The following is a 13,698-nucleotide window of genomic DNA, read 5'->3' as shown; positions in this document are numbered from 1 at the left end:
TTTACGACTCCAAAAAATCTTCTGCTGTTAAACTCTCAAGCTCGGAATTGGAAGTAAACTAATTTCTCAAATACCAAAAAAAACTTTTATTTTAGCGTACTTTTATAAGTACAATCTTAAAAATTTAAGATTAATGACTTAAGATGTCATACTTCACGAGAAATTAAATGAGGTAAAAAAAGATTATAAATTATACTGAAACCCAATTGAAATTTTCAAAAAAATATTCGCTGTGTGATAAATGTTACTGTAGCTGAAATTTAAACTGACAATATTTGCAGTATAAAATTTATAATTATGGAATATATAGGTTATTTTGCGTCAATCCTCATTGGCGTAGCATTAGGACTGATAGGTGGAGGTGGTTCCATTCTTACGGTGCCCGTCTTAGTTTATTTATTTGCTGTTGAACCTGTACTAGCAACGGCATACTCGTTGTTTATTGTAGGTTTAACTAGTGCAGTAGGAACTGTTGGCTATTTCAAAAAAGGGTTAGTAAATATAAAAACTGCCATTGTTTTTGGTATTCCTTCCATCATTGCCGTATTTACCACACGAGCTTATATTGTTCCCGCAATACCTAAAGAAATATTTTCTACAGGAAGTTTCACACTGACGAAAGACCTTTTTTTAATGTTACTTTTTGCAGTAATAATGGTTATTGCATCCTATACGATGATTAAAAAAGACAAAAAAAATACCATTGAAGAAACTGGCGAACAAAAATTCAATTATCCATTGATACTTATTGAAGGTGCAATTGTTGGAATAATCACCGGACTTGTAGGAGCTGGCGGTGGATTTTTGATAATCCCTGCATTAGTTATTCTTAGCAAATTACCTATGAAGGAAGCTGTGGGGACGTCGCTTGTAATTATTGCCGCCAAATCATTAATCGGCTTTTTTGGAGAAGGTGGAGAAAGTATAATCGACTGGCAATTTCTATTTATCATTTCAGCATTCGCAATTATTGGAATTTTCATAGGTACAGCCATATCCAAAAAAATTGATGGTAACAAACTAAAACCTGCTTTTGGTTGGTTTGTTTTAGTGATGGGAATATATATCATAACCAAAGAACTGTTTCTGAAATAAAATTCTGCACCTGTCATACCAAATAGTGCAATCTTATTCCGATTGAACAAATTGTTACGGTACAAACAACAACAAATACAATTACCTCATAAAATACAACATCCGTAAAAGGCAAAATAATTCAGTTATAAATGCCTATGTAACATTAGTCACCAAATTTAAAGAATTCATGCATTAATTTTGTCCTATAAATTAGAAACTTAAAAATAAACGATATGTATTTTCAACACATTTACGACAAGAGTCTTGCTCAGGCAAGTTATTTTATTGGCTGTCAAAAAGCAGGAGTAGCCGCAGTTATCGATCCTAAAAGGGATGTTGATACCTACCTTGAAATTGCCAAACAAAACAATATGAAAATTACTCATATTTTAGAAACACACATTCATGCTGATTTCCTTGCAGGTTCCAGAGAATTAGCCGTATTGACGGGAGCAGAAATGTACCTTTCAGCGGAAGGTGGGCCAGATTGGAAATATGAATTCCCTCATGTTGGCATAAAAGATGGTGATGTTCTAAAAGTAGGGAACTTAAAGTTAGAAGTAGTTCACACACCAGGACATACTCCGGAAAGCATCAGTTTTCTGCTAACCGACACGCCTGCAAGCGATGAGCCTGTCATGTTATTCACCGGTGATTTTGTATTTGTTGGAGATGTAGGACGACCTGATTTGTTAGAAAAAGCAGCAGGAATAAAAGGAACTCAAGACGCAGGTGCCAAACAAATGTATCAATCCATTAATAAATTCGATGCATTACCTGAATACATTCAAGTTTGGCCTGGTCATGGTGCAGGTTCTGCTTGCGGAAAAGCATTAGGAGCTGTACCAAGCACAACTGTTGGGTATGAAAAAATAAGAAACTGGGCTTTCCAACATAAAAATGATGAAGCTGGGTTTGTAAAATATTTATTGGAAGACCAACCGGAACCACCGAAATATTTTGCAATGATGAAAAAACTGAATAAAGTAGATCGTCCCCTTCTTACAGCTGTTCCTAAATTAAAAAAATTAGATTACACTGAATTATCTTCGGCTTTAGCCAAAGGAACTAAATTGATTGACGCCAGAGATAAAACAGAATTTTCTAAAGGATTTATTCCGGGAAGTATCAATATTCAGGGGAATAATTCTTTTGCTACTTGGGCAGGATGGTTCCTTACGTATGAAGAGCCTTTTATCTTGCTTGTCGATGAATCACAATTGGATGATTTGACCCGAAAACTAATGAGAATAGGATTAGACAATATTCAAGGTTACGTTCATTCTACAAAAATATGGGAAGAAAACGGCGGTTCTTTGGAGAAAGTGAATCAGATTACTATAGAAGAATTTAAAGCCTTACAACTAGAAAAAGATGTTCAGGTAGTTGATCTTCGTGGTGTTGCAGAATACAATGCAGGTCACATTAAAGGAGCTGACAATGTATTTGTAGGTACTTTAGTAAATAATCTAGATAAAATAAGTAAAGATAAAAAAGTACTAATCCATTGCCAAGGCGGTGACAGAGCGGCAATTGCCTATTCTTTATTAGTACGAAACGGCTATAAAAATGTACTCAATTATTCTCCTGGAATGAATGAATGGGTTAGCCAAAACAATCCTATTGAATAGTAAAAAAAGTAATTATGTTCGGAATTTTTAAAAATATGTTTTCAAAAAAAGACAACACACAAATGGAAAAATTAATAAAAGAGGGTGCGTTCCTTGTAGATGTTCGCACAGCAGCAGAATTCGCCGAAGGTCATGTAAAAGGATCTACCAACATTCCTTTGGATCAAGTAGCAAGTCAATTGGAAAAATTCAAAGGAAAAGAACAAATTATTGTTTTCTGCCGAAGTGGGAATCGTAGCGGTCAAGCCAAAATGATTTTAGAACAAAATGGCTTCAAAAATGTGACCAATGGTGGTACTTGGCAAGATGTAAACGAAGCAATAAGCAAATAAACAGCGGTTGTTTTAAAAATAGTGTGTGCAGTTTAAAACAAGAAAAGTATTTGTTTTAAACTGCACACTTATTTATTAGGCAATCAGAATTAGAGGACAATAAAGACACTTTGATTTTCTTGTAATTATAAAATACTGGAAAAAAAGTTGATTTTTCAAATTGATTTAAATAAAGAAGTAAATTTGATAGTCGTCTAAAAATTAGGAATAACAGACTTTTTGAAAAAAAACAGAATAATAACATACTATGGAACAGAAAAAACCAGCAAACAAAGACTTAATTTTAAGAGAAAAATTAGCATTGCAACGAACAACTTTGGCTAATCAATCTACTTTTCTTGCCTTTTTGAGAACGTCAATGTATTTTTTGATTGCAGGCTTGAGTTTGAGAAATCTACTAAAAATTGAAAATAGTTTGCTTATTGAAATTGCACTTTTCGTCACTTCATTTATCATTTTTGTTTTTGGAACGGTGAACTATTTTAAACATAAAAAATCCATTGCAGAAAATAAAAAACACATAGGCGATTACCAATTAGAATATTACAAACTGTAACAGTAACTCTTTTTGTACCAAATTCCTTTTGTAAACGGAGATTTATAATCAACAACAACAACACCGCAATTGAAAACAAATACAACTAAACTTGGACTGAAAGAAAATTGGAAACAATTTACTATTTTGGTAATCGTCAATGCTTTTGTTGGCGGAATGATAGGAATGGAACGAACGATTATACCAAAATTTGCTGAAATTGAATTTGGTATTGCTTCAAAAACGGCTATTCTCTCTTTTATCGTTGCCTTTGGAATTACAAAAGCCATTACCAATTATTTTACGGGTAAACTAGCAAATTATTTTGGCAGAAAAAATTTGCTTTTATTTGGTTGGATTCTAGCCATACCCATTCCTTTTATTTTAATATATGCTGAATCTTGGAATTGGGTGATTTTTGCCAATATTTTATTGGGAATAAGCCAAGGACTTACTTGGAGCAGTACGGTGGTGATGAAAATTGATTTGGTTGGAGAAAAAGATCGTGGTCTAGCAATGGGACTCAATGAATTTGCCGGTTATTTTGCCGTTGGTTTAGTTGCATTTCTTTCTGGCTATATCGCTCAAAAATACGGTATTACGCCCTACCCTTTTTACTTAGGAATTGGGATTTCAATAATTGGTTTTCTATTGACTTTGTTTTTCGTGAAAGATACCCGAGTATTTGTGCACCAAGAAAATGCGACCAATACAACTGAAAAATTACAAAATATTTTCCTCGAAACGACTTTCAAAAACAAAACCTTAAGCGCCATAACGCAAGCAGGATTAGTCAATAACCTGAATGACGGGATGATTTGGGGACTGTTGCCTATTGTGTTACTTTCTTTAAATTATGATACCCAAAATATTGGAATTATAACTGCCATTTACCCTACTGTTTGGGGATTTGGTCAATTGGTAACCGGAAAAATGTCTGATGTTTATTCGAAAAAAAAGATGCTGTTTTGGGGAATGTTACTGCAGGGAATTGCGATACTTTTTATTCCTTTTGCGACAGCTTTCTATCAATTGGCTACCATTTCAGCTATTTTAGGATTAGGAACAGCATTGGTTTATCCCACTTTTTTATCGGCCATTGCGCAGGGTACAAACCCGCATCAAAGAGCTGAAAGCATAGGTACATTCAGACTTTGGAGAGATTTAGGATATGCGATAGGAGCAATTATTTCAGGAATAACAGCCGATTTATTTGGCGTTAATTATGCCATCATATTAATAGGAGTTATCACCATTGTGTCGTCCCTGATTATTGAAATCCGAATGCCGAAAGACACTTAATAAAAAAATAAACAGCTAAAATTGAACAGAAAATAATTTCTTTTTAGAAAATAATAATTAAAAAATGGAACCAAAAAAATCAAAAAAATCTACTATTCAAAATATTGTTTTTATCGTTTTGATAGCATTGCTTTTGTTTAGTCCTTTGGGCACTTTTGTAAAAGTACATTTAAACCGATTAATTGCTTTTTCGCCGAAAACTATAGCCGTAACAGATCAAAAAATTCTTTCCACTTATCAATGGCAATTAAAAGATGCCACCGGAAAGACTGTGTCACTAGAAGCATACAAAGGAAAAATAGTATTCATTAATTTCTGGGCAACGTGGTGTCCGCCATGTATTGCCGAAATGCCGAGCATTCAAAAATTATATGTTGATTATCAGGATAAAATAGTCTTTTTATTTGTGACAACGGATTCATTCGAAAAAGCAAATGCTTTCATGATTAAAGAAAACCTGACCCTTCCCGTTTATCAATCACTTAGCAATCCCCCTTTAGAAATGGAATCTTCAACCATTCCGGCAACCTATCTTATTGATCAATCCGGAAATGTAATTGTGGCCAAAATTGGAACTGCGGATTGGAACAGTGATTCGTTCCGAGATAAATTAGACGATTTATTAAAAAAATAAAAATCAATGTCATTTTTTACTTTTTTTTTCTTGTGTGACAAAAGTAACATAACTACTCATTTATAAATATAACCTTTGTGGTAATAAAAATATAATTATGGAAATTTTAGAATTAATTAGAGAACCTTGGCCTTGGTATATTGCCGGCCCATTAGTTGGACTTACAGTTCCGGCTTTGTTAATCATAGGCAACAAATCATTTGGTATTAGTGCCTCTTTACGTCATACTTGCGCCATGTGCTTACCGGCAAACATTAAATTTTTCAAATACGATTGGAAAAAAGAAATCTGGAATATGTTTTTCGTTTTAGGTATTTTATTGGGCGGTGTAATTGCGTACAGCTTTTTATCAAATCCAAATCCGATTATCATTGATGGAAATCTACAAACCGAATTGGCAGGCTACGGCATAACTGAAATTTACGGAATGTTGCCAGAACAATTGTTCTCGTGGGAAAGTTTGTTTACACTCAAAGGATTTTTTATGATGGTCGTTGGTGGCTTTTTCATTGGTTTTGGATCTCGTTATGCGGGAGGTTGCACCAGTGGTCACGCTATTTCAGGTTTGTCTAATTTACAAATGCCATCGCTTATAGCAACTTGTTGTTTCTTCATTGGCGGATTGATTATGGCAAATATTATTTTACCATTTATTCTTTCACTTTAAATTACGAATTATGAATATTAAAGATCAAAATACAGATTTCGAAACACGTTCCTTGGATACAGTTTGTATCAACGAGAGTCAATTGGAACACAAGTGGTACCACAATTTAAAATATCTTGTCATTGGTATTTTGTTTGGTATTGTATTTATCAAAGCAGAAATTATCAGTTGGTATCGCATTCAGGAAATGTTTCGCTTCCAATCTTTCCACATGTATGGCGTTATTGGAAGTGCCGTTGTGGTGGGAATAATTTCCGTTTTCCTGATAAAAAAATTCAATATTAAAACCATTTACGGTGAGAAAATTGAGTTTCACGACAAAACCTTCAACAAAGGACAGATTTATGGTGGACTCATCTTTGGATTGGGCTGGGCAGTAACCGGAGCTTGTCCTGGACCGTTGTTTGCACAAATTGGAACGGGTGCAACCGTGATGATTGTAACCCTATTTTTTGCAATAGTAGGAACTTGGGTTTATGGATATTTTAGAGATAAACTGCCTCATTAATACATTTATGATTCCAGAAAAACAAAATATCGTCCAATTTAAATCGCTTGTAAAAAGACTGATTTATCTCTTTATGACTATTATTTTCTTAGTCATGGGGTTATTCTTGGTTGTGTTTTTCAATTCATCCATCACCTCTTGGTTTCAAAATAGTGATTCAAACCTCGATTCCCTTTATATCGATGCTAAGAAAAAAGTGATGGTACAAAATGAAACGGCAAAATTCTGGAAGCCAGCTGATATAAATTTGATTGCAGATGCCACTTTAAAACAAGAAGTCGAATATGGTAAAGATTTAATTGCGCATACGGCTAAATATTTGGGTCCAAATGGCAGTGTGAAACAAATCTCTAACGGGATGAATTGCAATAATTGCCATCTGGATGCGGGTACAAAACCTTGGGGAAACAATTATGGTTCGGTATATTCGATGTATCCAAAAATGAGAGCGCGCAGCGGCCAAGTGGAAAATCTCTACAAAAGAGTAAACGATTGTATGGAAAGAAGCTTGAACGGCAAGCCACTTACAAAAGACGACAGGGAAATGAAAGCCATGATTGCTTATATTGAATACATTGGCAGTAATGTTACTAAAGGAAAAGAAGCAAACGCATCCGGAATATATGATCTAGAATATTTAGATCGTGCGGCTGATCCTGCCAAAGGAAAAGCTTTGTATGACGCCAAATGTGCGAGTTGTCATCAAGTGAATGGCGAAGGAATTTTGGCAGTAGACAAAAAAGAATATACGTATCCGCCACTTTGGGGCAAGAGTTCATATAATAGTGGTGCGGGATTGTTTAGAATCAGTCGTTTTGCTGGTTACATAAAATACAATATGCCGCTGGGTGTCACGTATGAAAACCCTCAATTATCAGATGAAGAATCTTGGGATATTGCGGCTTACGTAGAAAGCATGGACAGACCGTTAAAAGATTTAAGTCAAGACTGGCCAGATATTTCTAAAAAACCGGTCGATCATCCTTTTGGACCTTTTTCAGATTCGTTTACGGAAATCCAACATAAATTCGGACCTTTCAAACCTATTAAAGAAGCAAAAAAGAAAAAAGAAAATTAACGACTTAAAACCAAATTATGAAAAACCTCACGCTTTCATTTATTCTTGTATTTAGCATGATTTCAATTGCTGCATTCGCTCAAAAAAAACCGAATAACCACAAAATTGTTTTTCAGTTTACCAATGCTGTTGACACTTTACAACAAAAAGCAATTGTAAACCAATTAAAAAACTTAACAACGCATTGGCCTAATGCAAAATACGAAGTAGTGATTCACAGCATGGGTTTATCATTTGTAATGTCTGCAAAATCAAAACAAATAGACGCGATAAAAGAACTTAGAGCTAAAGGAGTTCGTTTTTTAGTGTGTGAAAACACTATGAAAAGTCAAAAAGTATCTAAAGACCAAATAATTTCTGAAGTAGAATACGTACCTGTGGGAATTGCCGAAATAGTTGAAAAACAAGAACAAGGCTGGACGTACATCAAAGGCGGATTCTAAAATAAGAATGTAACTATATTTTTATCCAGCCACACCATTAAATTAGCTGTAGTTTTTCCTGTAAAATTTGCTATTAACCCGAAAACCTAAAAAAATGAGCAATAACCGAAGAGATTTCCTTAAATCAGTTGGGACTTTAGGTCTGGGTGCTGCTATTATTTCGCCTATTTCCGCTATTGCAAATATAACTCTGACGGAAGAAATAAACTTGGATAGAGCAATAGATGATACTAAACCTCAAACCATTTCTATTCTTCAAACTACCGATGTACATTGCCAAATTCATCCGCATGATGAGTTGTTTTGGGAAAATGACAAAGTAGTTTTTAGAAAAACGGGCGGTTATGCCTATATGGCAACGATGCTTAAAAAGTTAAAAAAGAAAAACCCAAACACCTATATCATTGACACTGGCGATATGTTTCAGGGTAGCGAATTAAGCGTGGAAACAACCGGTGAAGCTTTTGTTCCCATTTTAAACGCATTGAATTACGATTTATATCTTCCGGGAAATTGGGAAGTAATTTACGGAAAAAGAAAAATGCAAACCTTATTGGGTTCGCTGGATGCGCCAAAAATCTGTACGAATATGTACCAGGATTTAGGCGACGGAAAACGAGGCGAACTTATTTTTCAACCCTATACTATTTGGCATATTGCAGGAGCAAAAATTGGTTTTCTAGGCTATACAGATCATTTAGTACCGTTGCGACAAAGTCCAAATTACAGCAAAGGAATTTTATATACCAATCCCGAAGAAAATCTGGCTCATTATGTAGATGTGCTTAGAAATCAAGAACAATGCAGTTATGTGATCATAATTGCACATTTGGGTTTATCACAACAAATAGCATTGGCAAACCGACCGGAATGTGAAGGTGTCAATTATATTCTAGGAGGCGACACGCACGAAAGAGTTAGAAAACCTATAGTATGTAAATATTCAAAAGTGGTGGAACCGGGAGCTTTCGGTTCGTTTATTGGAAAATTAGATTTGATAATTTTAAACGGAAAAGTAATCGAAGATAACTATGAACTACTTGAAGTTGATTCGCCAAAAATAAAACCGGATGCTGCAATTGAAAAATTATTAATAGAAAAAGAGTCTATTTATAAGGAACAAATCAATCAGGTTATTGGTTACAGCACAATTCCTTTGTACCGCTATTTTGTGGTGGAAAATCCAATTGACACGATGATTTTAAATGCTTTACACTGGAAATTTCCAGATATAGACATTAATCTTTCGAATGGATTTCGCTTTTGTCCGCCAAAAACGACTCCGGATCAAACCGGAAATATTCCCATCACAAACGGATTTATTTTTGATATGTTACCCGTTGACAGTACTGTGCGAACTGCAAAAGTAACCGGAAAGCAACTGAAAAACTGGCTAGAAAAAGAATTAAATAATGTTTTTGCCGAAGACGCTTCGAAACGTTTTGGTGGCTGGGTAGTAAAGTTCAAGGGAATGGAAGTGCGGTTTAATGCTTTTGCAGAAATGGACAAAAGAGTACAAAGTATTAACGTGAAAAATATACCATTAGATCCTGAAAAAATGTATTCTATAATGGCCTGTGAACGCGAAGGCGATCCTGTAGACATGCTGTGCAGAATGAAAGGCGTGATGGATGCTAAAAACACAAATGCAACCTTACATTCAGTGATGAAAGAGTATTTAAAGCAAAATTCTCCTGTTACGCCTACTCCGCAAAAAAATGCGATAATTCTGGATGCTCCAGAAACGCTGTTATCACAGGTTACTGGTGTCGATTATACTTTCAGATAAATATTAAGCCGAAAAATCAAAATTCATAAAGTCGAATACTTAAAACATTCGGCTTTTTTTTGGTCAATGTGATAAAAGTTACTTCCCATTTATAGGGAGAAGATTATTTTTGTATCAAATCTAAACGTTCAAAAATGAAAAATTTTTTCGCTGTAATATATATCCTTACTTCCCTACTTTTTACCATAAATACAATAGCGCAACATCAAGAAATCTCAGACAAGCCGAGCGTTTGGAAAGAAAAAAGTAATGAAAAAATTGATTCCACATCGATTTTACATGCTTTCAAAAACGGAAACTTCAGTGGTCATTTTCGCTATTTTTTCATGGCGTCTAACAATGAAAGTGGTTTATCTGATTATTATGCCAATGCTGTTGGCGGAGGCGTAAAATTTGAAACTGCTAAATTTCATAATTTTCAATTTGGCGTCAGCGGCTATTATATTTTTAATATTGGCTCTTCTGATTTTACTCAAAAAGATCCCGTTACTAATGCGTCCAATCGATATGAAGTGGCACTTTTTGACATTCAAAACCCATCAAACAAAGACAATCTAAGCCGGTTAGAAGAATTATATTTAAAATACAATTATGAAAATTCGACTATAACTCTCGGAAAACAACTGCTCAATACGTCCTTTATAAACCTCCAAGACGGCAGAATGCGTCCTACGGAAGTAAACGGAATATGGGTAGATTTTAATGAAATTAAAAAAACTAAAATTAATTTGGGCTATCTCTACGGAATTTCACCACGAAGCACACTGAAATATTTTGAAGTCGGAGAATCCATAGGAATTTATCCATCGGGCGTAAATCCTGATGGAACAAAATCCAGTTATGCGGGGAATCTGGACAGTGACGGAATTTTTATTGTAGGTATACAAAATGAATCCATAAAAAACCTAAAAGCACTTTTATGGAATCAGTATGCGGAAAACATTTTCAATTCGGCGTTGTTCCAAATGGACTATAAATACGATTTAAATCCAAATTCAAAGCTACTTTTCGGTTTTCAGACGATATACCAAAACGCACTGAATTCTGGAGGAAATGAAGATCCCAGCAAAACCTATTTTGAAAAAAAAGGCAATTCTCAAACTTTTGGAGGAAGATTAGGCTGGCAAAATAAAAAAATAGAATTGACTTTAAATTACAACCGCATAACTGCAAAAGGAAGGTATTTAATGCCTCGTGAATGGGGACGGGATCCGTTTTACACCTTTATGCCCAGGGAACGAAATGAAGGTTTTGGAGATGTAAATGCCGTGATGACCAAAATACAATACACAAATCCTAAAAAGACATTCAAATCGAATCTGGCAGTAGGATATTTTGATTTACCGGATGTAAAAAACGTTGCATTAAATAAATACGGTTTGCCTTCTTATGTGCAGACCAATGCTGATGTTCGCTAACAATTTCAAGGGATGTTAAAAGGTTTTGACGCACAGTTATTATATGTTCACAAGTTCAATGTGGGAGAAACTTACGGGAATAAAAATTATATTTTCAATAAAACGAATATGAGCAATATCAACTTTATACTCAATTTCAATTTTTGAGATGCTTCTCTTTTTAATCCAAATGATAAAACTTCATTATCAAATAATTTAGAAGCAAATACAACAGCGTTCCTACCACTGCAAATGTGATAAAAAAACTAATCAGGTTCAGCACAATATTAGGAATAAACTTCAATCGAGGATGCGTGATTAAAGGTTCCCTATGCAGTCTTTCGTGAATACTCTCCTTCGCTATTTTGATTTTCTTTTTGATAATCGAATTGTTTTTAAAGACGAATTAAGTCCTGAATTAAAATAAAATCATGCAGTTAGTTAAACACTCTAAATTAGGTAATTAATTTAAGAATAGTATATTTAGAAGTGAAAAATAATAACGACTTATTTTTAATTTATGTATTTAGCATGAAAATTCAAAATTCTTTCATTCAGCAGCCACAGGAATTTGATCCATAGCACGTTCTGCAATTGCTGTGATAGAAAGCGATGGATTAACTCCGGGGTTTGCAGATATCATGGAACCGTCAATGATCAACATGTTTTGATAACCAAAAACTTCATTGTTTTTATTAATTACTCCTTCAAAACGGTCTTTCCCCATCACAGCACCACCCAATACATGGGCTGTTGACGGGATTCCTGCTACGGATTCCAAAACAAATGAAGTTGCTTTCCCATTGATTATTTTACTGTATCTTTCGGTTAAAGCCATAGACTCCGGAATATAAGCGGACGGTTTTAATCCAGTACCTATTGTCGATGACATTCCGCCAAAAAAGTTGTTTTTGAATTTTAAGGTACTGTCTATTGATTGCATGAATAACAAAACTGTAGTGCTTTTTGACCAACTGTTTACCCAATAAATTTTAAAGTAGGATAAAGGATATTTTACAATTTGCTGCGTCATGTTTGCCATTCGTGCCAACGCGTTTTTACCAGTAGACAAAGGCAAATGAAGCAATTTCCAGAAACCAGATCCTTCTGAATATCTAACTATTTCCAAATGACTGTTGTCATCGGTATGCAGAAGGCTGCCAATAGCAACTCCTTTTGATAAATTTTTAGTTTCGTCCAAAGAAGAAACACTAATTAGCGTTTCATTATTGGTCCGTATGTCAGCACCCAATTTATATGACAATAACGGAAGTGATTTCGTCTTTAGTTTGAGCAGTAATTTAATAGTTCCCAAAACTCCTCCAGAAAAAATTACTCCTTTTGAAGTAAATTCTTTTCTGGATCCAAAAAATTTTGTACTTGATTTTACAGCGACTTTGTAGCCTGAAGTCCCGTCTTTATCATCAATTGGTAAAACATCATACACCTCGTTTTCGGCAAGGATTTCAGCACCATAATTTTGTGCCAAATACAAATAATTTTTATCAAGTGTATTCTTTGCATTGTATCTACAACCGGTCATGCAACCTCCACAAAAATTACATCCGGCTCTTTCCGGACCTTTTCCTTCAAAATAGGGATCCTTTACTTTTACTCCTTGTTTTCCAAAAAAAACTGCAACATCAGGGTGTTCAAATTGATCTTCTTTCCCAATTTCTTTAGCCAATTCCTTCAATGCAAGATCACCGTCAAATAATTTCGGATTTCTGGATGCACCAAGCATGGTGAGTGCTTTTTGGTAAAATGGTTTTAATTCGGTTTCCCAATCTTCTAATTCACTCCAACTTCCTGATTTAAAAAATGCCGATTTTGGTACAGGCAAAGTATTCCCATACACCAGCGAACCGCCGCCAACTCCCGTTCCTGATATAATTACGATATGCCTGAAAATACTCATTTTCATAATACCAAAGAAACGCAACGAAGGCATCCACAACCATTTTCTGAGATTCCAATTGGTTTTGGCAAAATCTTCCGATTTGTACCATTTGCCTTTTTCAATTACTAAAACTTTATATCCTTTTTCAGAAAGTCGTAAAGCACTGACTGAACCTCCAAATCCGCTTCCTATTATTATGTAATCAAAATCGTATTGCATCTTTTTTTGTGTTATATATCAAAAATAAGCAATTATTTTGAATAATATGCGTGCATAGTAAAAGGTGCGCAACGATTCTTTTGACAATAAAAAATTAACTTTTTGTGTATCCAAAACAAAAAAAGAAGGGCATTTCAGATTTGAAATACTCTTCCTTTTTATAATCAAAATTAAACCCATTTAATA

Annotated in this window: 13 protein-coding genes; 12 read left to right on the top strand and 1 reads right to left on the bottom strand. The window is 34.6% G+C overall.

The features are described from left to right. Positions 1-297 precede the first annotated feature (297 nt). From DR980_RS09705 to DR980_RS09650, 12 genes are all read left to right on the top strand, one after another. Entirely contained in the window at positions 298-1,095 is a 798-nt protein-coding gene (locus tag DR980_RS09705; RefSeq protein WP_113635544.1) for a sulfite exporter TauE/SafE family protein, read from the top strand. 215 nt (positions 1,096-1,310) lie between these two features. Next, on the top strand, positions 1,311-2,708 hold the full coding sequence (locus DR980_RS09700; RefSeq protein WP_113635539.1) for an MBL fold metallo-hydrolase: 1,398 nt from the start codon (positions 1,311-1,313) through the stop codon (positions 2,706-2,708). Between the two features lie 62 nt (positions 2,709-2,770). Further along, on the top strand, positions 2,771-3,040 hold the full coding sequence (locus DR980_RS09695; RefSeq protein ID WP_317047930.1) for a rhodanese-like domain-containing protein: 270 nt from the start codon (positions 2,771-2,773) through the stop codon (positions 3,038-3,040). A 247-nt stretch (positions 3,041-3,287) separates the two neighbouring features. Next, the gene (locus tag DR980_RS09690) at positions 3,288-3,596 is read left to right on the top strand and encodes a DUF202 domain-containing protein (RefSeq protein WP_113635534.1); all 309 of its coding nucleotides are present in this window, start codon (positions 3,288-3,290) and stop codon (positions 3,594-3,596) included. Positions 3,597-3,665: 69 nt separating this feature from the next. Next, positions 3,666-4,877 carry an MFS transporter gene (locus DR980_RS09685; protein WP_113635532.1) on the top strand — a complete coding sequence of 404 codons (1,212 nt, stop codon included), beginning with the start codon at positions 3,666-3,668 and terminating at the stop codon, positions 4,875-4,877. 64 nt (positions 4,878-4,941) lie between these two features. After that, positions 4,942-5,511: a TlpA family protein disulfide reductase gene (locus DR980_RS09680; protein WP_113635530.1), complete on the top strand. Its 570-nt coding sequence runs from the start codon at positions 4,942-4,944 to the stop codon at positions 5,509-5,511. A gap of 97 nt (positions 5,512-5,608) precedes the next feature. Continuing rightward, the gene (locus tag DR980_RS09675; RefSeq protein WP_394335936.1) at positions 5,609-6,178 is read left to right on the top strand and encodes a YeeE/YedE family protein; all 570 of its coding nucleotides are present in this window, start codon (positions 5,609-5,611) and stop codon (positions 6,176-6,178) included. A 10-nt stretch (positions 6,179-6,188) separates the two neighbouring features. Then, a complete protein-coding gene (locus tag DR980_RS09670; RefSeq protein ID WP_072944174.1) occupies positions 6,189-6,686 on the top strand; it encodes a DUF6691 family protein in 498 nt (165 codons plus the stop codon). 73 nt (positions 6,687-6,759) lie between these two features. After that, positions 6,760-7,764, top strand: a complete 1,005-nt coding sequence (locus DR980_RS09665; protein ID WP_113635723.1) for a c-type cytochrome — start codon at positions 6,760-6,762, stop codon at positions 7,762-7,764. A 17-nt stretch (positions 7,765-7,781) separates the two neighbouring features. Then, the gene (locus DR980_RS09660) at positions 7,782-8,207 is read left to right on the top strand and encodes a DsrE family protein (RefSeq protein ID WP_113635528.1); all 426 of its coding nucleotides are present in this window, start codon (positions 7,782-7,784) and stop codon (positions 8,205-8,207) included. Positions 8,208-8,301: 94 nt separating this feature from the next. Beyond that, positions 8,302-9,996, top strand: coding sequence for a bifunctional metallophosphatase/5'-nucleotidase (locus DR980_RS09655; RefSeq protein ID WP_113635526.1), 1,695 nt, complete (start codon positions 8,302-8,304; stop codon positions 9,994-9,996). Between the two features lie 134 nt (positions 9,997-10,130). Continuing rightward, on the top strand, positions 10,131-11,414 hold the full coding sequence (locus tag DR980_RS09650) for an OprD family outer membrane porin (RefSeq protein WP_113635524.1): 1,284 nt from the start codon (positions 10,131-10,133) through the stop codon (positions 11,412-11,414). Positions 11,415-11,943: 529 nt separating this feature from the next. On the opposite strand, the gene DR980_RS09645 is transcribed toward DR980_RS09650, so the two are convergent. Further along, entirely contained in the window at positions 11,944-13,512 is a 1,569-nt protein-coding gene (locus tag DR980_RS09645; protein WP_113635522.1) for a GMC oxidoreductase, read from the bottom strand. Between the last annotated feature and the right edge of the window lie 186 nt (positions 13,513-13,698).

The sequence above is a fragment of the Flavobacterium psychrolimnae genome, assembly GCF_003312425.1.
Taxonomy (GTDB): domain Bacteria; phylum Bacteroidota; class Bacteroidia; order Flavobacteriales; family Flavobacteriaceae; genus Flavobacterium; species Flavobacterium psychrolimnae.
Note: the sequence above shows the minus strand (reverse complement) of the source record. Positions and strands in the feature narration are given on the sequence as shown.

Bases quoted from the DNA above. Each gene is read 5' to 3' on its own strand.
- DR980_RS09660 (WP_113635528.1), top strand. From the start codon at position 7,782: ATGAAAAACCTCACGCTTTCATTTATTCTTGTATTTAGCATGATTTCA.
- DR980_RS09705 (WP_113635544.1), top strand. From the start codon at position 298: ATGGAATATATAGGTTATTTTGCGTCAATCCTCATTGGCGTAGCATTA.
- DR980_RS09650 (WP_113635524.1), top strand. From the start codon at position 10,131: ATGAAAAATTTTTTCGCTGTAATATATATCCTTACTTCCCTACTTTTT.
- DR980_RS09680 (WP_113635530.1), top strand. From the start codon at position 4,942: ATGGAACCAAAAAAATCAAAAAAATCTACTATTCAAAATATTGTTTTT.
- DR980_RS09665 (WP_113635723.1), top strand. From the start codon at position 6,760: ATGACTATTATTTTCTTAGTCATGGGGTTATTCTTGGTTGTGTTTTTC.
- DR980_RS09700 (WP_113635539.1), top strand. From the start codon at position 1,311: ATGTATTTTCAACACATTTACGACAAGAGTCTTGCTCAGGCAAGTTAT.
- DR980_RS09645 (WP_113635522.1), bottom strand. From the start codon at position 13,512: ATGCAATACGATTTTGATTACATAATAATAGGAAGCGGATTTGGAGGT.
- DR980_RS09670 (WP_072944174.1), top strand. From the start codon at position 6,189: ATGAATATTAAAGATCAAAATACAGATTTCGAAACACGTTCCTTGGAT.
- DR980_RS09655 (WP_113635526.1), top strand. From the start codon at position 8,302: ATGAGCAATAACCGAAGAGATTTCCTTAAATCAGTTGGGACTTTAGGT.
- DR980_RS09675 (WP_394335936.1), top strand. From the start codon at position 5,609: ATGGAAATTTTAGAATTAATTAGAGAACCTTGGCCTTGGTATATTGCC.
- DR980_RS09695 (WP_317047930.1), top strand. From the start codon at position 2,771: ATGGAAAAATTAATAAAAGAGGGTGCGTTCCTTGTAGATGTTCGCACA.
- DR980_RS09690 (WP_113635534.1), top strand. From the start codon at position 3,288: ATGGAACAGAAAAAACCAGCAAACAAAGACTTAATTTTAAGAGAAAAA.